Origin of the sequence: Hydrogenoanaerobacterium saccharovorans (genome assembly GCF_016901815.1) — a bacterium.
GTDB classification, from domain to species: Bacteria; Bacillota; Clostridia; order Oscillospirales; family Ruminococcaceae; genus Avimicrobium; species Avimicrobium caecorum.
The window spans coordinates 89,390-112,825 of the sequence record NZ_JACSNR010000010.1 but is presented as its reverse complement, the minus strand read 5'-3'; the positions used below and the strand labels follow the sequence as shown (position 1 = coordinate 112,825).

Below are 23,436 nucleotides of genomic sequence, written 5' to 3'. Positions count from 1 at the left end.
ACACGAAGTTGGCCCAGCGATCGAGAGCGCCCCAGGGCAGCCAGAAACGCCCCAGGGAAAGCAGAACATAGGCCCAGCTTCCATGTGTCAGGACAAAATCTTAACTTCGTGTCAATTTGACACGAAGTTGGCCCAGCAGTCGAGGGCGCCCCAGGGCAGCCAGAGACGCCACCAGGGGAAAGCAAATCAGAGGGTCAGCTCCCGGGTGCCAGGACAAAATCTTAACTTCGTGTCAATTTGACACGAAGTTAATGTCAGAAGGAGGAGGTAACTGTTTGATGGAAAAGATAAAAATCATTTTGAAGTATTCTCTGTGGTTATTTTTTGAAACCTGGAAGCTCGCAAGTTTTTCCAGTATGATAATTTGTGTTGGCCTTATCCCGTGGAAACTGGAAATGACGATATTTGGGCTTTCCCCGTTTGACTATACGCTTTGGAACTTTCTCACGATGACTGCTGTGATATTTCTGCTCAGTGGTTTGGAAAAGTGGGTGTGCGAAATGGCACTTTACATGATTGATAATGGCTTAATTGACGATATGTTTGGAGAAAACTAAGCGTTGCAAGGGAAGAGTATTCTGTCGCCCCGTGAGGGATTTGGCAGCACAAAAAAATTGTGAAAAAAACCTGTTTGCTTCAAAAAACCAGGTTGACCCTGCCATGTGGGGCGGATAGAATGAAAGTGTAGGGGATAAAACCCGATCAATCACTGAACCCACAAAAGGAGAGAGATATATGAGCAAAAAGATTTTGGTGGTGCTGCTTGCGGCAGCGATGGCGGTGAGCCTGACCGCCTGCAACCAGCAGCCGGCAGAAGAAAACTCCAGCAGCAGCGTAACCCAGGAGGAGTACGATGCACTAAAAGAGCAGAATGAGCAGCTCCAGGCAGAGCTGGATGAACTGAAGGGTGAAACAGACGGTGAAGCTGAAGGTGAATCCGAGGAAGATGCCGAGTCCGGCACTTCCAGCGATACCAGTGCCGCCAATGGCGAAACCACTTCTGGAACCGGCGCAGGTACAGGTACTGGCACAGCAGCCCAGGGCAATACGCAGACAGCTGCCGGCAACACTGCCCAGACCAGCAGCCAGGCCTCGGCGCCTTCGTCTACTACCAGCACTCCCACAACCCAGAAAACAAACACCAGTAGCGGCAAGGGGCCTTTGGCTAAGTACACAGTCAATGTTCAGGACTCTACCACCCCGGCAGTAAAGGTGACTGGCACAACGCTGAACGGCAAGAGTGCCTATTACTTCTACTCCGCAGATGGAAAACTCCTTGGTGATATTCCGACCCAGTACCTGGGAACGATCATCAATGAGAATGGACTTAGCTACGCTGAAGCTGATGAGCAGAAGGCATGGTTTGTCGAGAACTTCAACATCTACCGGGGTCTGGATGGTGGCAGCTCCTCTGGATCGAGCAGCAGCGGTTCTTCTTCCAGCTCCTCCGGGGAGGTGGATATTGAGGACCTTCGCCAAGAAGTATTCGATCTGGTAAATGAAGAGCGTGTTGCCAACGGTATGCCGAAGTTCGTTATGGATGACACAGCGATGGAATACGCTCAAATTCGAGCGGAGGAATTGTCAGATAAATTCTCTCACACACGCCCAAATGGTGATGATGGCACCATGTATAGTCATTATTCTTTTGCTGAAAACATTGCTATGGGTCAAAAAACTCCAGAAGAAGTTGTGGATGCTTGGATGAACTCAAAGGGCCACCGAGAAACCATTTTGGCTGATTACTCTGATTATGGCAACTGCATGGGCGTTGGTGTGTATAAGGCAAATGGAAAGCTCCATTGGGTTTTGGAGTTCATTGGCTGGGACGCCAACGCCTAAGACAAACGAATAAGAACACAGAAAGCACTTCTTCGGAAGTGCTTTTTTTATACCCGAAAGGAGAGCTGAACAATGACAAAAACCAGGATCTCTTGCCGGTCCCCCTGAAGAAATGGACCGCCCCTCTAAGCGCTTGGAGGGGCTTTTTCATATCCCAAAACAGAAACTATGAGAGGAGAGTACCTATATGGCACAAAAGCCGAGGCTGGCAAAACGGGCGCTTGCGCTCCTTCTGGCAGCAATGATGGCAGTCAGCTCGTTCCAGGTGACGACCTATGCGGCTGACTCAAGTATGACAGTCACAGGCGGTTCTGCCGGCCTGATTGACGATCCCCTGTCTGGTGAAACCGGATCGGGCTGGGACAATATCGAGGTGATTCCGCCCGTGGATGAGGGCACAGAAAATCCCGATGAAGGCGAAAAGCCCGACCCGGACCCGGAAGCCCCTGGGGATGGTGAGAATCCGGACCCGGAAATCCCGGGAGAGGGAGAAGATCCTGATACTGATCCGGAAGTTCCCGGAGAGGGCGAGAACCCCGAAGTCCCCGAGGAGGGAGAAAAGCCTGAGACTGATCCGGAGAACCCCGACCAGAACCTGCCTGAAACCCCGGAGGGCGGCGAGCAGCCCGATCAGGATCTTCCGGAAGGAAACGGGCAGACTCCCGCTGTCCCTGGGGAAGGCACTGAACCTCCCGCAGTCAACGGCGTTGAGCTGCCCTGGGCAGCAAACCTTCGGGCGGCGGCAGAAGCAACCATGGCTATGCCTGTTCCGCTGGGCGCTGGAGACGGTGGCGGCGGTGTAGTAGAGTTTACACCGTACAACTGGGGCGGTGCAGGAGATGGCTCTAACCTGACCTGGATTGGCGGATACTACTTCTATGCAGACCTGTATCGCATCACCTACGATGGCGAAGATGCCTTCTGTGCAGAGTTTAACGGTCAGCAGCCTGGTGGCAACTATGTCCAGGATAGCGAGGGCAATGATGAGCAGATCAAGAAGATCCTCGCCAGCTATGAGGCATCCAGCAAAAACCGGGCGGATTACATCGCCGCCCAGTCTCTGATTTGGGCCGAGCTGCTCAGTTCCAGCGTGACTGACTGGGGCGCTTCCGGCGCAAACGAAGATCTCCTTGATCCCGATGTAGATACCAGCAATGTACGCTACTGGATCTATACAAACACAGATGTTCCGCACACACAGAACATCATCGTGTATACCATAGGCCAGCCGGTAGAAAACCGTTATGCTTTCAAAATCATCAAGAAGAATGAGGAAGGAGCAACCCTTTCAGGAGCAACTTTCAGTGTGACTGGCCCTTCTGGATTCAATAAAACTGGCTTGAAAACAAATAATAAAGGCGAAATTATGGTGTACATAAACGAAGTAGGTGAGTACACTGTCTCAGAAACGGCTCCACCGACGGGGTACCAGTTGTCTGATACGCCGAGCCAGGTAGTGGATGTAAAGGAAGAAAATACTCCTCAGAACCCTGCTGAAGTGACTTTTGTGAATCCCAAGGGAGAAGATACACCTGACGGAGATATTGTAACAGAGGTTCACCAGTCCAAGACCTACGAGTATTCGGATGCGATCGGACAGATCACTATCCGTAAGGAAGATCAGGACGGCAGACCGCTGGACGGCGCCCAGTTCAAGATCACGGTGAAGTTCAGTGATGGCAGCGAGCAGGTAACAGAGGGTTGGGAGGTAGACGGCGGTTCCCGGCTGTTTACCTGGACGCACCCGGAAAACAACCACGACCCAGCCACGGTCATTGTGGAAGAGACCAAGGCGCCCAAGTATTATGAACTGGACCCCACCCCCAAAACCGAGACTGTCAGCCCGACCTACACCCGTGTAACTCATGTGGAGACCTGGACTGTCACGATTGTTACGAATGTTGATGAAGAGGGTAATATCTCCACGGAGCGGACGGAAAGCGAGCCGCAGGTGGAAGAGTTCTCGGACTTTGTGGAAGGCGACCGGGAGGTAACGGTCACTTTCGTGAATACCCGTGACTCTGGCGATATTATTGTCACAAAGCGTGATGCCAACACAGGTGAGGTACTGGCAGGTGCTGTCATTCACCTGAAGGGTGCAGACCTGGGCGGTGTAGATGAGGGAGCATCCAGTATCGACCGGACTCTGACAACCGATGAAAACGGACAGGCCAGGTTTGAGAACCTTCCTGCAGGTACATACACAATTCAGGAATCGCAGCCACCGGCAGGGTACACACTGAACGATCAAATCCAGACTGTACCGCTCCAGAGCGGTGATGTGGTTGATGTAGAAATCCGTAACTACAAGAAGGACGGCCTGTTCATTCGCAAGGTGGATCAGGACGGAAAGCCGCTGGCAGGAGCAGTCTTTGAGCTGCGCCGTGGTTCCGGTGAGGTGCTGATCCGTGATGTGACGAACGAAAACGGCCTGATCTACCGTGGAAACCTTTCCACTGATACCTACATAATCGAAGAGATCCAGGCTCCGACTGGGTTCCTTTTGGACGAGAATCCAATCCAGTCGATTTACATTTCGACCGAGGACGATAACAAGGAGTACACCGTCACTTTCGTGAACAAGAAGAAGCCGGCGATCGAGGTCATCAAGGTTGACGGCAATGACTCGACCATCAAGCTGGAGGGAGCGGTATTCCGCATTACGGATACCATCACGAACCAGTATTGGGATATTGAAACAGGGGAGGACGGTACAGCTCTGCTGGAAAACCTGGAACTCGGTCGTGCGTACATTGTCGAAGAAAGACAGTCCCCGGCTGGATACGGTAACTCTGGTTACCGCCAGGAGATCGTACTCCAGGAGTGCCGGACTCACACCGTTGAGGTCAAGAACTTCAAGAACCCGTCCCTCATCATCGAAAAGCGGGATGTGGATACGATGAAGCCGCTGGGCGGCGCACAGTTCCGCATTGAAAAGGCGAACGGCGAGCTGATCGGCACCTACACCACCGATGAAAACGGCAAGATCGAGATTACCGAAACAGAGGGACTGATGGAAGAAACTGTCTTTGTGACAGAGACAAAGGCGCCGGATGGGTATGTACTGGACACCACCCGTCATGCCGTCAATCTGACAGCCGGACAGTCCACAACCGTGACGCTGACGAATACCTCCAAACCCGGACTGGAGATCATCAAGAAGGACAGCCTGACCGGGAAGCCGGTAGCCGGAGCACGGTTCAATGTAAAACAGCTGCTGAATGCAAGCGGTGAGAAGGACCTGGGAGAATACACTACTTCCGCAAGCGGTACCTTCTTCATTCCGGACCTTGCCCCGGGACGGTACCTGGTGACAGAGACCCAGGCGGCGGAGGGGTACATTCTGGACCCCACTCCGCAGATTGTTGAGGTGGAAGGCGGAAAGCTGAACATTCTGGAAGTCTATAACACCCCGTACTCGGATTTGCGGATCGTCAAGATCGATGCAGAGACCAGACAGGTGCTGGAGGGTGCTGTGTTCAAGATCTACGACCATGACCGGCTGGAGATCGGAACCTACACCACCAATGCCCAGGGCGAGATTTTCTGTGGCAGCCTTCCCTCCGGAACCGTTTATATCCAGGAACAGAAGGCGCCCTCCGGCTTCGTCCTGGACAACACCGTAAAGATGGTCGAGCTGGTCGGCGGCAAGACAACCACCGTTGAGATCAAGAACGCCCCGATGGGAACACTTCGCATTCTCAAGGTGGATGCAGTGACCGGCGAACCCCTGTATGGTGCAACATTCCTGCTGTACGACAGCAAGGACAATCTGCTGGGCGAATTTACCACAGATCAGAACGGACTGATTATCTTCGGCAGTTCGCTCCAGAGCGGCACATATAAACTTCGGGAAATCGAGGCGCCGAAGGACCATGTGCTTGACGATACGGTCTACACCGTCAAGGTAAAGTCTGGATCAACCACGGAGCTGAAGATCGAGAACGAGCCGGCAACCGGAAATATCCAGATCGTCAAGGTATCCAGCGGTTACAACGAGATCACCGGCGACAAGAAGGGTGACGGTCTGGAAGGGGCGGTATTCGACATCTTTAATGAGAATCTCGAAAAGGTAGACCGGATCGTGACCGACCGGGACGGCATCGCAACTTCAAAGGATCTTCCCCTGGGTAAGTTTGTGATTCGGGAAGTACAGTCGCCAAAGTATTTCTACACCGATGGAAAACCCTTCTACGCAGAACTCAAGGTCAGCGGAGACCTGGTTCGCTTCAGAGTAGAGAACACCCCGGTAGATCTTGAGGTGGCGGTTGAGAAGAGCGGCGTGGCAGAGACTATGTCGGGCGAAGTGATCCGGTATACCTTCCCGGTGGTAGCCAACCGCTCCAACTGCGAGCTGGATGACTTCTACTGGAGGGATCAGCTCCCGACGGACGCAGTCCGTATCCAGTCGCTGAACACAGGCACCTGGAGCAATGACCTCACCTACGATGTTTACATCAAGACCAACAAGAAGTCCGGCTGGCAGCGAATTGAGCGCAATCTGCACAGCAATGTCGAATACAACATCGACCTGACAGCAAATGCGCTTGGCCTGGCTTCCACCGAGTATGTCACCGACTTCAAGCTGGAGTTTGGTACCGTACCGGCAGGCTTCACCAGCGAAACCGAGCCGTACATCAAGGTCCAGGTAAATGAAGGGCTTGAGGACGGATACCGGTTTACGAACACCACCGATGTGGGCGGACGCCGCAACGGTGAGTGGGTATATGACCGGGATACCTGGATCACTGTGGTTTACAAGGGAGAACCCGGACAGGGCGGCAGCAGTGGTGGCAAGAAGCCGCTGCCGCAGACAGGCGGGCCGAACTTCTTCGAGCAGTATCCGGAGTACCGCAAGTATATTGAGAACGGCGCTGACACTCAGGCAGTATAACCCCTGAACAGCCCAAAACAAGCGAGGACACAACCGTGTCCCCGCACCGTACCGCCGCCGGAAAGCAGGGGACGGTACGGTGCGAGGGTACGGTGCGGCGAGTGTGAGGGAGGATATGAGCCGCACCCCCTCAAAGGTAATGATTGAAAAAAGGAGAGTGATAGAATGGAAATTATTGCCGCAGCAAAGCGGTATTCCAAAAACGCCGCAGCTGACTTCATCAAGTTTGGCTGCTATCTTACAAATCCGGTATCGCAGCGCACAGTTACGATGGCCATGGGGGCAGCGATGTTCGGCATGATCGTGCTTAATATCGCCACTGCCAATGCGGCAAGCACCCCGCTGTTCGTTCAGCTCATGGACGCTTTCCAGACCCTTCTGACTGAGGTTCAGGATGTTATTCTTACAGTCGTAACTCTTTCGATCTCGCTCTGTATGATCGGCCTGGTTGTTGTGCCGCTGTGGAACGCACGGGCTACCGCCGCAGTTTGGGCGGCGCTTCGCACCATTATCCTGGCGTATATCTTCTTCCTGCTGTGTCCTGCGTTCCTGGATACCGTTGCGCAGATCTTCAATTCGTCTGCCGGCGGCGGGACTGGAACTGGTGAAGTATAACCAGTAGTGGTAGATTCCCAGTAAAAAACAGTACTGATAATGCCCTAACCTCCCAGGGCGAGCTTGAAACAGGCTTGGTCATCCGACCGAGCCTTTTTCAATAAATAATATTTTTGAAAGGAGTTGTTCTAATTGAGCAGCACAACAAAGAAAAGCATTATTCTCATCATCTCGGTGGCTATCATTGCATCGCTGGTCGGCTTTGCGGCCTACTCGCTGTTCCTGCATGATATTCTCCCGCAGGAAGGGTTCCTGTCGAGCCTGCTTGGACGGTCGCCCATCCGGTTCTCCATGAACTGCTGCCTGATCTCGGTCATTGCGGTGATCTTCTGTGTCCCCAGTATCCGGGAGATCTTCATGGGATCGGTCAACACCGCAGCGAGCTATAAGGACTCCCATGGCAAGCGTGGAAACCGAATTTGATTCGGCGATGCGGGAAAGGAGGGGATAGCAGTTGGGAATTTTAATGGGTATCGTCAGCTTCTTCTTAGGGCTATTCATCAACTTTATCGATTGGCTGGTTGTAGCTCTGATGGGGTCGATCGGATACAGCATGACAACCTTCCTTGAAATATTCCCTTTTGCGGATGTAGCCAGTGGGGTATTCACCGCACTGGGGCTGCTTTTTCTGTGTGCCGGCCTGGTCTGGAACCTGGCGAAGGGCACAGTGGCGCCTTTTGGTGTCGAGTATGAAAATCCGATCCATGTGATCGGCAAGGTGATCCTGGCGTGGTTTGTAGTGATAAATCTGCCGGACATCATCGACATAGTGATCCAGTTCTTCCAAATCACACTGAACTATGTGGAAGATCTTCCGCTTGGCCCTTCAGTGATGGATCAGGAAAACTGGGCAAGCACGATGGTTGCAAGTCTCGTGATCGATGGAGTCGGGCTGAAAAACGGATTCCTGGCAATCATCTATATCATTGCGATCATCATGCTCGGATACCGCTTTATACTGCTGCTGGGGGAGCTGGTTGAACGTTACATCGTCTACTGCTTCATCTGCCTGATCGGTCCGCTCTTTGTATCGACTGCGGCCTTCAAGGGGAGCCGGGACATAGCATCTACATGGATGCGTGCGTTTGCTGGCCAGTCTCTCCTGATCCTGCTCAATACTCTTACGGTGAGGATGTTCTTGAGCTACTGCCAGGTGCTGATGGAGAACCTTGGAGGAATGGTGGTTGAATCGACCTATATCCCGGTTCTTTCAATCCTGATGTTCGGATATGCGTTTCTGAGTTTTGCAACCCGGCTCGATACTCTGCTGAGAATCGCTGGACTGAATACGGCTCACACCGGGCCAAACCTTGTCAGCTCCCTGGGCAGCGGCTTCAGCCATCTTCTCTCTTCGGCCAGGGTTGCAAATGCTGCAGGTGGCATTGTTGGGACCATGGGCGCCGCCGCACGCTCTGCGGGCAGCTATGCGTCACGGTTTGCCAGTGCGGCAGGCAACGCCGTTGGAAATATGAATGCAGCTGCACGCTCAGCAGGTGGCTACCGTACAGTCAGCGGCATAAAGGCTGCCGTCAGCTCCATGTCGAACGATATAACGAACGGCGTCAAATCCGGTGCATCGAAAGTTGCCTCCCAGGCTGGTTCCAAACTTGGCTTGTTCAACACGATGCGGCATGGGAACGGTAATGCCATGTTTAGTGCCGGCTCCCTGCTCCGTTCTGGAGACAGCGCAGCCTCGCAGGTGATGAAGGGCCAGCAGGCGATCTCGAACGCCCTCCAGCGCCGTGCCAATACCGAAGATACCTCAAACGGCTTAGGAATCACCGCCGGATTGAAGGGTACGGCAGCCAAGACGAACTATGTCAATGGCGGCGTTCTGGCATCGGCAGGTGAGCAAAATGAGCTGGCAAACAAACACTTTGGCAACCCCAAGAACATGGGTAAGATCCACCAAAGCAGCCTCACCACTTCCGCGGTTCGTGCAGCGGCCACCAGTGCAGAGCGAATCACTTCTGGAAATGGCAAGTACACCCCGGTTGCATCTTATCGGGGGCCTGAAGCAGCGGCAGCCATGAATGGCGTCACAGCGTTTGACAATCCCCACCTGAAGGAATTTACTTTCACCGACGATGGTGACAGCTCCTTCATTTCCGGGCAGAAGTACGAGGATGACTCCTTCGTCACCTTTGACAGTGTGGAAGGCGGTATAGCCACTGGCGTCTACACAGATGAGGACGGCAACTCAGTCGCATTTAAGATGGTTCACACCAATGCGGTGGATTCGCAGGAAGCGATAGAAGGAGCGGGACGGTTCGATCGGTCCCGGGCAGTGGGAATGGTCGGCGATGGAACCGGCAAGAGTGGCTATTATGTCATTCCTATGGAAGCAAGTGACACGGATTCTACCACGATACCGTTTGGTCGAAATCAGTCCCTGGCAGAAATGCACGCTACCGTAGATCCCGAGGATCCGGCGGCTGTAAGCAATGCGCAGAGAGTCCTGCGGCATTTTGTCGAGATGAACAACCCGGTAAACAAGACCGTCAGAACGATCGACAGCAACCGGGCTGGCAAGATGAAGGACGAGGCAGTTGGATCTGTGCCTGGATATGGAAGCAAGGTCAAACGGTGATGATATGGAAAGAAGGTGAGAGGGCACATGAGCATGGACAATGGCGAACCGAGTAAGCAGGCAGGGGAAGAGATGGCGGATGATTTCCGTACAGGGCTAAACACTGCGAAAGACCTGGGCTTCCCTTCCCGTCCTTCCTCCAAACCGCACAATCGTCCACAAGGCCATCCAGAGGCCCCAGAAGGGATCTCAAGGGGAAACGGCCCTGGTTACCAGCCAGGGCAGGGAAGCTCTTACTCGGCCCAGCCAGACAGCTCTGGCGATAAAGCTGATGGTGCGGGCGGAAAGCCTGGCGAATCAGGTGGAAAAACAGATGAAACAGGACAAACCGCCAATCAGGCACGAGGCGGGCCAGAAGGCCCCTCACAGGGCCGCCAAGGGGCCTCAGACTCAAGTGGTAAATCACCCGACTCATCGCTGGAGGGCAGCTCCCGTGGCGCACCTGGGCGTTCTGGCAGCCTTTCCGACCTTGGAACAGGATTTCCGGAATCCGGAACAGGGACAGCGGGGCTTGGAGGATCAGCAGGGACAGCAGGAGCAGCGGCGGGATCTGCCGGCGCTGCGGAAGGAGCGGCCGGAACTGCGGCTGGGGCGGCTGCCGGCGGATCGGCTGGAACCGCTGCGGGAGCCGCCGCTGGGGCAACCGCCGGATCGGTGGCTGGTCCGGCAGGAACTGCGGCAGGAGCGGCAGCGGGTCTGGTCCTGCCGGGGATACTCAAGGTGGCTATCTGCTTTGCGCTGATGATTGCGGTCTGCATGGTCTTTTTCATGAGTATCCCGTCGTTCCTGTTTGATAATCCGGACGCCACAGTGAACCGGCAAGTACTTGAAGAGACCTACAACAACTACTACAACATGATCTCAGATGAGTACCTCAACGATATTTGGAGGGCGCAGGAAGCCGCTGAAGCGGACACAGCGAAGATCTTTGCTGAGGCTGGAGGAAGCGTATCCGGTGTCACAGAGCCGCCGTCGCTGTACCCTCATATCAGGATGCAGGACTCTGAGCGAGACAAGCTGAGTTCGTTCCTGGACAGCAGCGACTATGATTCACTGGTCTTTCATAAAAGCACGCTGTTCCTGAGATCAGTGGAAGAGTATGAGAAAGCGGCACAGTCCAATATCAATCTGGTTCTGAGCCTGATTGACACGCAAAAGAAAAACTGGTTTTCATCAATTTTCGAGAGTGTAGCGGACAAGATCACCGGCGGCTGGTACAGTGAGTTTACGACCTGGATCGATTCCAAGTGGAACGGGTTCTGGCAGGAGTTTATCCAGCAGGATCTGTACAGTATCACAGTTGGGGATACCTGGGTGGAAGAAATCGAGTATCATACACCGGACGGCCTGCCGTATTACAGGCGCATTGCCCATGTGACTATTGACTACACCTATGATCTCAAGGGCCGGGGCATAGCCTTTTACGCAGACAAAGTAGGGGCAAATCAGGATCAGATTGACCGTGCAGCGGAAATGGCCAACTACCTTGCGGACTTGTTTGGCTCGACCAGTGATGAATACTTTGGTATGTGGGTAGACGGCGGGTACTACACTGACGCTATCCAGGGCGGCACAGTGGGCAACAACATCGCAAACGCCCTGGTGCAGCTGAAAGATAAAGTGTCCGGGATGGAGTATGACCCTGGTGGAACCTTTGTGTTCCCTCTGCAGGGGTATGACCATCCGCCCATGTCGAGCCACTATGGGCCACGGCAGTTTGCGAGCGATCCCTGGCATACCGGCATCGATTTCGCAGCGCCGACGGGGACCCCGATCCTGTCCGCAATGGATGGGGTCGTGCTGTTTACGGCACAGATGCCGAACGGCTTTGGAAATTACATAGTTGTGTATCACGGGGACAGCAATGGGGAGCCGGTGGCTACGATGTATGGCCACATGAGTGCTTTTGGCAGCTACCGGGCTGGAGATCGGGTCAGTGCCGGCGATGTAATCGGGTATGTCGGTTCGACCGGCCTTTCCACCGGCCCGCATCTGCATTTTCAGCTCCATGTGGGAGATGTGACTCAGAACCCGGTGGAATTTTTCGAGTATCTGAGTTATCTGCGTCCCTATGACTGATCCAAGTAAAAGGAGGAAGATAGAATTTGGCTAATCCGCAAGATGAACGCTATGCCGTTTATGAAATCCCCATCAATATTTTTGATGGGCCTTCGGCTTTCGGGCTGCCGGCGAGAAACTGGATCGAGGCGGCGATCCTGGCGCTGATCCCGGCGCTGCTGATCTGGAACCTGATCCCGGTGCAGGACATAGGGATCAAGCTGATCCTGATAATTGTGTTCTGCCTTCCGGTCGGAATACTGGCTCTGGTGGGGTACAATGGCGAGTCGTTGTCCCAGTTCTTCAAGACCTACATGAACTTCCGCCGGTCCCGCCGAGTCATGGAGTACCAGTTCGAGAAGCAGGAAGATGTTCCGCAGGACGAGCTGGACAAGCGCTTGCAGGAGCTGGAGAGAAAGCTGAAGGATGCCGGCAGCAAGGAAGAGAAGAAGGGTATCCAGAATGAAATCAAGGAGGTTAAGGCAGCTCAGAAGGAGCGGGACAAAAAAGAGAAGGCAGAGACCAAGGAGGAAAATGCCGAGGTGCGCAAGCGGCTGGAGGAAAAGCAGAAGGTCGAGACTGCCCATGCCGATGAGCTTGCCAAGGAGGAGATCGAGCGCCGCATAGCGGCGGGGGAGAAGCTGTCCAGGAAGGCCCGGAAGGGTATCCAGCAGGACTTCCGCAAGCGCTATGTCCGGTCGATCCCGAAGGTGCCTGACGCCCGGTATGATGCCAAGAAGCAGGTCTCGACGCAGGAGTTTATTCCCATCGACCGGATCGAGGATCGCTGTATCATTACGAAAGGTGGGCGGTATCTGAAGATCCTGTTTGTGGCGCCCATTAACTACCAGATGCTCTCGGCAGAGCAGCAGAATCAGACCATTGAGAATTTTGGCATTTTGCTGCGGAGCTGCCCGGTGAACATCCAGATCAAGACGATGGCCAAGACCGCAGATGTGCAGGGCTTTATCGACCGGGTAGAGCGGCAAATGGAGCTGGAGACGGATGAGAACCTCATCGCCATGATGAAGGACTACATCAACACTCTTAGCACCAATGCGACCAAGAACGGCGTCACCAGGCAGTTCCTGATGGTACTTGAATTTGATGAAAGCACTGCGACCCGGAACACCACCGATAAGCAGAGGAAGTTTGAATTGGAAAACGCCGCAAAGCGAGTCAAGCAACAGCTCAAAAGATGTGGAAATGTCGTTTACGAATTTACCTCAGAACAGAGCGAAGTGGACTACATCTACGACTGCCTGTTCTCCCTTCTGGACCGCTTCAATGTGGCTGGCATGAGTTTTGAGGACAAGGTGCGGTATGCCTACGATCAGGCAGCTGAAGGGGACCGGCGGCTGACTGCGACAGACTTCATTGCCCCCCTCAAGATAGACATGACAAGCCCCAAGTATGTGGTCGTTGATGGAGTGTATTACGGCTATCTCTATATTCCTTCCAACGGGTATAGGAGCTATGTGGGCGGTAGTTGGCTGTTCAATATCATCAACGCTGGCGGAGGCATTGATGTCGATGTATTCTTCAACCGTGGGGACCGGGACAAGATCCGCCTGGCCAGCCGCCGGCAGATTAACCTTTCATCCGGTATGATGCAGGGACAGTCCACCAACTCAGACACCTATGACTGGCTTTTGCGTAAGAGCCATTCCGCAGATGCGATCAAGAGCGGTTTGAGCGAAGGGCAGGACTTCTTCTATGTCACGACGATTATTACAGTGATTGCCATGTCAGAAGAAGGGCTTTTTGCTCGGATGCGGGAAGTCAGTCAGATGATGGAGGACATGGATCTGCGCTGCCTTCCAGCGAACTACCATCAGGAGGACGCCTTTTTGGGAGTGCTGCCGCTTTGCAGTGTGCCGCCGGCAATCTTCCGGCTGGGACATCGCAACATGCTCACCATGGGTGCGGCATCGACTTACCCCTATGCGAGCTATGAGCTGATGGATGAGAACGGAATCCTCATGGGTGTAAACCTCTCCAATGGCTCCTTGGTAATGCCGAATGTGTTCGATTCGTCCCGCTACAAGGCGCCCCACACCTTCATTGTGGGTTCCTCGGGCAGCGGCAAGACCTACAATATGCTGATCCAGGCGATGCACACCCGCATGAGCGGGATCCAGGTTATCATCATCGCACCGCTCAAAGGCAAGGAGTTCCGCCGCAGCTGTAAGGCGATGGGCGGGCAGCTGATCCGCATTGGCCCCGGGTCACCGAGCTGTATCAATGTCATGGAAATTCGCAAGACCAGTGAGCGGGCTGCTCTGGTGGCGAAGTACCTGGACGGGGAAGAGGAAGAAGAAGAGAGTATTCTGTCCGAGAAGATCGCCTCTCTGGAAATGCTCTTTGAGATAATGATCCCAGATCTGTCCAACGAGGAGGAGCAGCTCCTGAACGGTCATATCATCAAAACTTACCGGAAGTACGGGATTACAGACGATAACCGCTCCCTGGCTGACCCGGAGGACCCGGAGAACTACCGGCCCATGCCGACGCTGCGGGATCTCTATGATGAGCTTGCAGGTGACGCCCGTATGGAGCGGGTACGCAATATCCTGTCAAAGTATGTCACCGGTTCCGCCTCAAACTTCTCCAAACCAACCAATGTCTCTCTGGACAATATGTATACGGTCCTGGACCTGGGCGCCTTTGAACATAATACGAAGATGCTTCCAGTAGCGATTTACATTGCCCTTGACCTTGTAAATGATAAGGTCAAGGAGGACCGGACGGTAAACAAGCGGATCTTCATCGATGAGATCTGGAAGCTGGTCGGAAAGGGTGCCCCGCCGATGGCGGCGCAGGCGGTCCTGGAGATGTACAAAACCTACCGTGGGTATGGCGCCGGCGATTCTGAACTCAAGCCCGCTGGGAATGATAATGTCAACTGAAACGAGCGCTCTGAACCAGCTGGCAGACATTCTGGGGCTGCGGCCCAGTGAGAAGGCAACCATTATGAACCTCGAAGTTGGGGAGGCGCTGCTGACCGGCAGCGGCAACAGCGTGCCCATCCGGATCATTTCCTCGAAGCTGGAACACCGCCTCATCACCACGGACAACCGGGAGACTTCAAGTATTATGGAGGAGGAGATGCAGCGGCGCCATTCTGGCGCCAGCGAGGGAGAAGGTGAAGAGCCGGAGATCCTGGCAGAAGAAGAATAGAGTCACAGAAGGCGGCCCTGAGAGATACTCAGGGCTGTTTCTCATAGGTACAGGCGCTTGTGCGCACAGGATTCGCCCCAGGGCGGCAACTTGTGCGCACAAGATTCAACCCCACCAGCGGAGGCTTGTGCGCACAAAGAGGCCCAGGCAAGGGCTGTGCGCACAAAAAGCCCCCGGGGCGGCAAAATGTGCGCACAAATCCTTTTTAATCCATTTTATTTCCTGATTGTACGCACAAACGCACCGGTTGTACGCACAAAAGACCCTTTATTTACCTGAATGGTTCCTGATTGTACGCACAAAATCAAAAAAATTCTTGTTTGTGCGTACAAAACAGAGAAATGTGCGCACAGACCCCGGCCCTCGGTTTGGTTTGTGCGCATAAACCCCGGCCTTCGGGTTCTTTGTACGCACAAACGCCCGGGGCGTTCTTTCTTTGTGCGCACAACTGGAATGAAGCACTGCACCCATGAGAAACAGCCCCCGTAAGGCTGTAAAGACAGAGGAGGAAACACCATGGAAGGACTTAGTTTGGTTAATAGGCAGAGATATATTCAGAAAGACCGGCGCCTCCGGAATGAGTACATTGAGGACCTGATCGTTACCTACGGCCATGTGCACCGGGATCAGATTGTTCGACTCTATGAAATCGTCAGTAAAGTAGCGGGCGGTGAGGGGGAGGATGGGTTCGATCCGCAGACGGCAAAGCGGATGCTCCAGCAGTTCCAGAAGAAGATGCGGCGGTGTTGGTATGACCCCGGGACACGCACTTTTTTCTCCAGCCGGACTCAGGATATTGCCGAAGTCATAAACAACCCGGGTTACTTGCCCCTGGAGCGCTGTATGTGGCTTCTGCTTCTCTTTCTGCCCCAGGCGGATTTCCACTATCCGTCGCTCGGCTCAGAACGGGTCGGACAAATCGTGATGCACCGGGAGGATCGCAGGTATCAGATCGCCTACTGTCCCTCGGGCGCAGAGACTTACCTGGACAACCGGATCCGGGACGAACACCTTTTGCAGTTCAATCAGGCCAACAGCTACCCACTGACGGATGAGGAAGTCGAGATGATCCGCAATGAGCGCTATATCTTGCTTCTGGAATCGGAAGTACAGCTTGAAAAAATCAAATCCCCCTCTATTGCCTATGCTTATGTCCTGGAGAAGAACGGAAGCTGTCGGCTTTGCAGCCAGGGGTAAGATGAAAGGAGTCGCAAAATGAAAAAGTATCAGAAATTACTGAAGGATCTTGCTGAAAATGCCAAAAGTCCCATGTCTGAAGAACTTCTATGGGAACTGGAACGGACCGATCTTTACGAGCGCCGCCTGAACGCCTTCTGCCAGACGCTTCCTATGGCTTCCGATCCGGAGGATGTCATTGCACAGATGGCCCAGGCGACCGAGAAGTACATCCACGACCTGCGCACTTCATACCGCAGTCTCATTGACATGGTTTCGCAGGAAGAATCGGGACCGGACTGGTTTTCTCATGCCAAAGAACTGAGCATATCCGATGACATCCATATCAGCTATGATGAAGAGAGCGAAGTACTCAGGGTCGAGATGCCTACGCTCCTGCCAATCAAGACCAAGTACAGCTACACGCTGCCAGAGTCAGTGTCGCAGGCTGTCCGCTTCTTCCAGGATCGGTATGCCGGCGAGCATGGCAGGATGCTTCGTATGGGGCCTGTCATCATTGTCCTGGTGCATCACTTCACCCTGAAGCAGGTCCAGAGGCGCTACCGTGACTATGACAACATCGAGGTTTCCGCTACGCTGAATGCCCTTCAATCTTCACTGCTTTTCAACGATAGTCCCCGCTCCTGTGTCTTTATGCAGATGGGAGTAGAGGATACACAATTCCGTACTGAATTTATCATAGGGCCGATGCGCCGGCGAAACGAGATCTTCCGGCAGCTTGATTTCTCCCTTTATGAGCAGCCCGAACCCAGAAAGGAGGCCCAGGATAATTTAGACCAGTTCTAAAATTCGGTATGCCATGATAGCACACAATTTGTACGCAATACCCGTCCTGATGATGTACATTGCAAATAGCAGCTTGCCCTGATAGTGTACATTTTCTATTGATTATTCAAACTATACAGAATTTATACTACACATATTCACAAAAGCGGAAAAACCGTTTTGTACACTATCAGGTCAGTAAAAACCGGCATAGTTATCAACAAAACCGGGATTTTCGACATACCCCGTAAGGAGGGCGTAGTTTAGTATGCAGGAGAACATGAAAAAGAAGAAAAATGCCGGACGGAATGCAATGAGTTCGGCAGCTTCGACAGCTTTTTTACGGTGGGCTGCGGACAGCGAATGGGTAACGCAAAGAGCGCTGATGCTGTGGCCGGGGACACGGAACTGGAAGAATCGGAAAATACATGGATTGGTGGAGGAAAGAAAGCTCAGGGAAATGAATCTGAAGGAAAAGGTGAAGGAAAAGAATCAGGAGATGCGTCGAACGAGAAAGCGAGAACCGGGTATCCCGGGAGATGTCTGGGGGAAAAGGTATGCACTGGGAAGTGAAGGGCGTCAATTCCTGCGAGAGCGGAATCCCAAACGCTACTACACGGAACTAAAAGAGAATGATGTGTCCTATGAGATACGCAAAGTCTATCGTATGTCCCTCATGTCAGAGACCCGGGCGATGGCAGAGCTGGCGGGGTACACCACGCACCGGCAACTCAAACCCCCGGTTACACGGCTTAGTCTGTATGATGTGGACGAAACGGCGGCTGGCAAGCCGCCAGCGTGGAGAGTTTTTGATGAGATTCCTGCTGTGGACACGGAAAAATACAGAGGAGAAGAAAACTCCATCTATAACCAAGGCGTCTATCAATACTACACCGAGCCGCAACGGGGACGGACCTACAAGCTGACGATGGACACCAAACAGTACCTGTACCGTGAAACGCCGGTCGGCTGCCTGTACTTCCTCCCGGAACTGCAAGAACTTTCCAGAATCGAAACGACGCTGCGCAAAGGCACCCCAGAGGAAAGCGACCTGATCTCCTACACCCGCATGAGCGCTGCAATCTTCACCGGAAGCGGCCTGTACCTGGTCTACAACACCGAACGCACTGCCCCCACAATCAATCGACGGGGCGAGGAGCTGGCGGAAGCGTTGGCAACCAACTGGGCGCAGGCAGTGTATCAGAGAAGCATTACCGAACTTCAGAATGACTATGAGGGTAAGGTGAGGGAAGTAAAGGTATCCCCAAAGGTCGAAGGACGCCTGTTGCTGGGCGACGATACATTCAAGGCAGCGCTGAGTGTGCTTCAAACGACCCAGGCTTCCATCATGCGCTACCACATCACCCCAAAGGAGCGGGAGCGGGTCAACAACACCTACAACCTGCGAGATTGCCCCAACACATATTACCTCCCTGTGATCCGGGAATCGATCCCGTTGCTGGCTATAATGAATTTCCCGCACTGGATCGTATACATGAAGGCCATGGTGTTGAAAATCGTACGGGCTGCGGCGGAGCGTGGGGAGATCTGTAAGATCAGGAGGCATTATGAAAATGATGGATTCATAGCGGCGGAACTGATCGACAATACCCAAGTCATCGATATGACAGTGCTGCGGCTCGACACGGTACTGTGGCTTGTCCAGAAGGCCATGAATCCCGGGAAGGAGCGGTACCTTGTCATCACCATGGCATGGGAGCGCCCGTTCTGGACCCAGGTCTTTGAGACAAGTGAACTTGAGAGGATCGTCCGGCTGTGGTTTCTCGACCAGGAAGATCTGGAAGAGTATGTCCAGGAACAGTTCAGGGAGAATAACCTCATTTATGGCGATCCGACCGTGAATGAGTAAATAGCGGGTTTTGCAGAATGAAAGAAGGTGAGAAAAGATGAGCAAAGAAACAGAATCCCCCGGGTGGATCAAACCGATCGGCAAGGTCAACCCCAAAGCATGGATCATGAAAAGGGACATCGCTTTCTACAACAGCCTGAATGATCTGGAAGTCCATCGATTCCTGGACGAGATCTGCAAGTACTCCGGCCGCAAGTTCGGGTCGATCATAGTCAAAGAAGCTATGTGGAGCCATAAAGAAGGGGAGACCACCGGCGACCTGATTGGAAAGTGCCAGTGTACCTGCGGAAACATCGTTGTGACACCGATGCGGCTGCTCTTGAGCGGACGCCTCACGAACTGTGGGTGCAAGACCCCGCTACCCGCTGAAGTCAAAAAGGAAGTCCGGGTGTACGAGTCAGAGTCTTACACCAAATGGGCAACGACCGTTGAAGGGATCATGTGGTATGGCAACCGCCTGATGTGGGCCGTGGCCCGCAATTTTGATGGATACTGGGCACCAATGTACATGACTGAGTCGGTCCAGGAGGCGTTGCAGATGCGCATGGACCTCGAAAAGAAGTACTGGGGGGAAAGCCTGATCGAACAGTATTACGAACCCATGCTCAAAGAACTCCAGCAAATCGAGAAGGTGTACCTGAAGAAACACCCGCCCAAGATCGAAGGGGTGACCCGTATGCGTGACCGATGGCAGGTGCGGCTGTGGGTCCGTGGGGAATTGGTGATGAGCGAGTACCGCAAAACGAGGGAAGAAGCGCTCCAGCTGCGGTACGATGCGGAAGTGAAATACTATGGCGAGTCCTTCTTGCCAAGAAAATACTATGTGTGAAATGGAGGAAGAAATAGTGTGGCGATTTAAGAATTGGTGGAACTGGATCAAGGATCATTACCAGAAGTCTCCCAAAATGTTCTGGATTGGCATTCCGCTCTCGCTCTATCTGCTGGGAGTACTCACAACAGTCTTTGACAAAGGCGCCGGCGGCTTTTCCCTGAATCCATTCGTAGGGATCACGGCATTTCTCTCCTTTTTCCTCAAGGCAGCGATCATCGTGATCCTGCTGGGGGTCCTTCTGCTCTCCCCGGGGGCCAGGTTCTCCAACACGAAATTGGATCCTGACCGCAACTTCCGCTTCTCATCGTCCGGTACCTTTGGCACTGCAGAGCTGATGGACAACCGGCGGATGCGCAAGTGCTTCAACTGCGTCCCAGTCAACCATTGCGAACAGGCAGAAGGCGACATAATCGGGGTAAAGGACGGCCTGGTTATCAGCCAGCCGTTAAACTCCCCACATAACCGACATTTTCTTGCTATCGGTGGTGCCGGTTCGATGAAATCCCGTGCCATCGCCCGCAATAAGATCATCGGAGCCGTCCGCCGGGGAGAGAGCATCGTCGTGTCCGACCCCAAGGGCGAGCTTTTCAGGGATTCGGCGGTATGGCTTCGGAAAAGCGGTTACAGAGTGGCTGCTTTGAACCTGGTTTCTCTCAAACATTCCAGCCGCTGGAATTTCCTGCTGGGGGCGTTGCAGAACGCAGACGATGACGAAGCGAGCAGCATCGTCGAGCAGATCAGCTTCGTCATTATCCAGAACACCAGCGAAAGCACAAGCGACTTCTGGAGCCGTGGTGAGCGAGCCTTTCTGAAGGCGCTGCTTCTGCGGCAGTACATCATGTGGAAAAACGGAAAAGACGAGCTTTCTTTCCCGGCAGTCTATGACTACATCTCCAATATGAGCATGGAGGATATAAAAAAGGACTTTACAGAGATCCAGGTGAAATATCCCGGGAACCCTGCAAGCAAGGCATACAGAGCCTTTATGAAATCCCGACCCGAAAACACAGGAGATATGCTTGCAGGCCTGGCGTTCCGTTTGGATATTTTCTTGAACGGAGAGATCCGGAGAATTACCGGCGGCGATGATCCCGGCATTGACCTTGAGTTGGCAGGAAAGGAAAAATGCGCATACTTTGCCATCGTCCCTGACCAGCACGCAACCTATGACTTTTTAGTTTGTCTGTTTTTCACTTTGTTCTTTATTCAGGTAATAAAATATGCTGATACTGAGACAAAGAATGAGCGCTGTGAAGTACCGGTCAATGTCATACTGGATGAGTTCCCCAATATCGGTGAAATCCCCGATTTTCTGAAAAAATTGGCGACAACCCGTTCCCGGGCAGTGAATGTATCCATTTTGTGTCAGTCGCTGGCTGACCTGATCGAACGCTATCCGTACCCAACCTATGAGCGGATTATGGGAAACTGCGACCACTTTGTTTACCTGGGAGGAAATGACCGCATAACAGTTGATCGTGTTGCATGGCGATCTGGCGATGCTACTGCGGTATCGGAAAACCAGGGTGAAAACCATAACAAACTTGACCCGCTTTATCTGACCTTGGAAGAGCGGTTGAGTAAAGGCGATGCACACCGTCAGCTGCTGACAGACAATGAGGTCCTCACAATGGCAAAAGATAACCAAAAGACTGAGATCATCATGCTCAAGGATCAGCCGATCCTCTTTGCAGAAAAATTCGACTATACCAGAGATCCCGAATCGAAAAAGTGGGAGCCTATTTCCATAAAGGATTTCGATCCTGATGATGATTTCTGGAAAATGCCTGACGCCCAGGACACCCAGGATACCCAGAGCAAAGACCTTGAACAGCCCGCTACCGACTGCTCCCCAGAAACTGCCCCCGCTGGCAGGGCTGCCGGCGAAATACCCGAAGATTCCCAGCCGGCGCCCGAAAAAATCCATGCTTTTGAAGAAGCCCCGGGTACTGCCCAGGGCGATGAAATGGAGATCCTGCAAGGCGATGATTCCCTGGAGGATCTGTTTGAGGCGGAATGGCGATCCATGCAGGATGACTTCGAGCTGCCCAGCTGGTCCGCAGCCGCACCAGACACCAAGGCCGTGGAAGCCCCGGCCCCGACGGCCGCTAAGCTGCCTTCCAAGGATTCCTCTCCCCAGGCGATGAGAAAGCTCAAGCCGGCCAAGTTCTTTGATGATGACGATGAGGCAAGCAGCTTCACAGGCGGCTGCAAGCTGTAAATAATAGTCAGAACCCGGAAAAGTTTGTTGCTTGCAGTGTGCAGGCGGCAGGCTTTTTCTTTTGCCCTGCACACTTAACTGCTCAGTCAGGGCCATGCGGCCCGTTGAGAATAAAATTGCATAGAGACCAAGGAGGAACAAATTATGGAAAATATTCTGAATGAAAAGGACCTGAACCAAGCTGAAATGGAAGAAACAACAGCCGATGAGATGCTGCGCACAGAGGAGCTGGAAGATATGGCCCTGGATGACGCCGTGGATCAGGAGGATCCAGAGACTGCGCCCGTGGAAGGTCAGATCGACAAGGAGGAGGAGATCCTCAACCACGGAGAAGGAAACCATAGCGGGCGCACAATGGGCCGCCGGCAGACGAAGGCCCGGAGGCTGCTGGAGCAGATGTCGCAGCCCGAACCGCAGATCAAGCACAGTGTCCTGGCAGGTCGGACCGAAAGGGTTGAAACCGGCCTGGATAACAATGACATCCAGGTATCGAATGCCAGGCGTGAAAACTGGATCATCGAGGGCACGATCGAATCGGTACGCCTGAGAGGGAACGGCAGGATTGTTCTGAGCATCAGCGACTACTGCGGCTATCGGGTGGTGATCGATGAAGAGAATATGGGAGTCACGATTCGCCGGAAGGAAGATGAGACCGATATGCAGTACCGCCGGAAGATGATGCGGGTGTTCGAGAGCATGATCGGCGCTAAGATCTTCTATGTGATCCAGTACTACGAGAATAAGATCATCATTGGAAACCGCAAGAGGGCCAATGAGATCCGGTCAGGCGCTGCGTTCCGGCGCAAGAACTCCGCAGGTGAGTATGTGCTGTCGGTCGGTTCCAAGGTTCCCGCTACCGTGCTGTCGGTATTTCGCTACTTCGCCTACATTGATGTGTTTGGCCTGCCGTACTCCATCACCCGCCATAGCTTTCGAGCGAGCTATGTCTCGGCTATCAGTGATTATCTGTCGGTTGGACAGGAAATCGAGGTCTACATCACCGAGCTGGAGCGGGACGAAAACGGCAACCTGCTGAAGCTGGGCGTCACTATGAGAAATGATGAGAAGGAGCTTGAAGAGCAGACAAGACTGGCTAAAGGAATCGTTGAGGGCATGGAGTATCTGGCGGTGATTACCTCCCGGACCAGCAAAGCCTTCTTCCTTCAGCTGAAAACAAACGGTATGCTGTGCTACGCCTATCTCTCTGGCGGTGTCCGGTGCCGTGAGATCCCGGAGGTTGGCGATCAGGTTGTTGTCCGGATCGTCGAGGAACAGGTCAATAGAAGAACGGGTATGCCGACCTTCCAGGTTAACATCTTCAGACGGGTCGGAAGGGGAAATTGAGGTGATGCCAGAATGAGAAACAGACAGA

16 protein-coding genes are annotated in these 23,436 nt (G+C 53.4%); all 16 read left to right on the top strand.

All coding sequences use genetic code 11. The features are described from left to right. The first annotated feature begins 278 nt into the window (after positions 1–278). The 16 genes from H9X81_RS10540 to H9X81_RS10465 all read left to right on the top strand — a co-directional run bounded on the left by H9X81_RS10540 (position 279) and on the right by H9X81_RS10465 (position 23,408). A complete protein-coding gene (locus H9X81_RS10540) occupies positions 279–557 on the top strand; it encodes a hypothetical protein (protein WP_204721844.1) in 279 nt (92 codons plus the stop codon). A gap of 178 nt (positions 558–735) precedes the next feature. Beyond that, a complete protein-coding gene (locus tag H9X81_RS10535) occupies positions 736–1,842 on the top strand; it encodes a CAP domain-containing protein (RefSeq protein ID WP_204721842.1) in 1,107 nt (368 codons plus the stop codon). A 187-nt stretch (positions 1,843–2,029) separates the two neighbouring features. Continuing rightward, positions 2,030–6,736 carry a SpaA isopeptide-forming pilin-related protein gene (locus H9X81_RS10530; protein WP_204721841.1) on the top strand — a complete coding sequence of 1,569 codons (4,707 nt, stop codon included), beginning with the start codon at positions 2,030–2,032 and terminating at the stop codon, positions 6,734–6,736. A 165-nt stretch (positions 6,737–6,901) separates the two neighbouring features. Continuing rightward, positions 6,902–7,351 carry a hypothetical protein gene (locus H9X81_RS10525; protein WP_204721839.1) on the top strand — a complete coding sequence of 150 codons (450 nt, stop codon included), beginning with the start codon at positions 6,902–6,904 and terminating at the stop codon, positions 7,349–7,351. A gap of 132 nt (positions 7,352–7,483) precedes the next feature. Further along, positions 7,484–7,774: a hypothetical protein gene (locus H9X81_RS10520; protein ID WP_204721837.1), complete on the top strand. Its 291-nt coding sequence runs from the start codon at positions 7,484–7,486 to the stop codon at positions 7,772–7,774. Between the two features lie 31 nt (positions 7,775–7,805). Next, on the top strand, positions 7,806–9,941 hold the full coding sequence (locus H9X81_RS10515) for a hypothetical protein (RefSeq protein ID WP_204721835.1): 2,136 nt from the start codon (positions 7,806–7,808) through the stop codon (positions 9,939–9,941). A 433-nt stretch (positions 9,942–10,374) separates the two neighbouring features. After that, positions 10,375–10,683: a hypothetical protein gene (locus H9X81_RS10510; RefSeq protein ID WP_204721832.1), complete on the top strand. Its 309-nt coding sequence runs from the start codon at positions 10,375–10,377 to the stop codon at positions 10,681–10,683. Beyond that, positions 10,662–12,020, top strand: coding sequence for a peptidoglycan DD-metalloendopeptidase family protein (locus H9X81_RS12030; protein ID WP_204721830.1), 1,359 nt, complete (start codon positions 10,662–10,664; stop codon positions 12,018–12,020). Before H9X81_RS10510 ends, H9X81_RS12030 begins: the two co-directional genes overlap by 22 nt. 26 nt (positions 12,021–12,046) lie before the next feature. Next, positions 12,047–14,908, top strand: coding sequence for a hypothetical protein (locus H9X81_RS10500; protein WP_204721828.1), 2,862 nt, complete (start codon positions 12,047–12,049; stop codon positions 14,906–14,908). Next, a complete protein-coding gene (locus tag H9X81_RS10495) occupies positions 14,898–15,179 on the top strand; it encodes a hypothetical protein (RefSeq protein ID WP_204721825.1) in 282 nt (93 codons plus the stop codon). Before H9X81_RS10500 ends, H9X81_RS10495 begins: the two co-directional genes overlap by 11 nt. 516 nt (positions 15,180–15,695) lie before the next feature. Further along, a complete protein-coding gene (locus tag H9X81_RS10490) occupies positions 15,696–16,376 on the top strand; it encodes a DUF5697 family protein (RefSeq protein ID WP_204721823.1) in 681 nt (226 codons plus the stop codon). An 18-nt stretch (positions 16,377–16,394) separates the two neighbouring features. Further along, positions 16,395–17,162 (top strand): hypothetical protein, encoded by a 768-nt coding sequence (locus tag H9X81_RS10485; protein ID WP_204721820.1) that lies wholly within the window; start codon positions 16,395–16,397, stop codon positions 17,160–17,162. 247 nt (positions 17,163–17,409) lie between these two features. Next, the gene (locus tag H9X81_RS10480) at positions 17,410–19,011 is read left to right on the top strand and encodes a hypothetical protein (protein WP_204721818.1); all 1,602 of its coding nucleotides are present in this window, start codon (positions 17,410–17,412) and stop codon (positions 19,009–19,011) included. A 106-nt stretch (positions 19,012–19,117) separates the two neighbouring features. Beyond that, positions 19,118–19,840 (top strand): hypothetical protein, encoded by a 723-nt coding sequence (locus H9X81_RS10475; protein WP_204721816.1) that lies wholly within the window; start codon positions 19,118–19,120, stop codon positions 19,838–19,840. 1 nt (position 19,841) lies between these two features. Then, positions 19,842–22,064, top strand: coding sequence for a VirD4-like conjugal transfer protein, CD1115 family (locus H9X81_RS10470; protein WP_204721814.1), 2,223 nt, complete (start codon positions 19,842–19,844; stop codon positions 22,062–22,064). A 144-nt stretch (positions 22,065–22,208) separates the two neighbouring features. Beyond that, complete coding sequence (locus tag H9X81_RS10465; RefSeq protein ID WP_204721812.1) at positions 22,209–23,408, top strand: S1 RNA-binding domain-containing protein; 1,200 nt, start codon at positions 22,209–22,211, stop codon at positions 23,406–23,408. Positions 23,409–23,436: the final 28 nt, after the last annotated feature.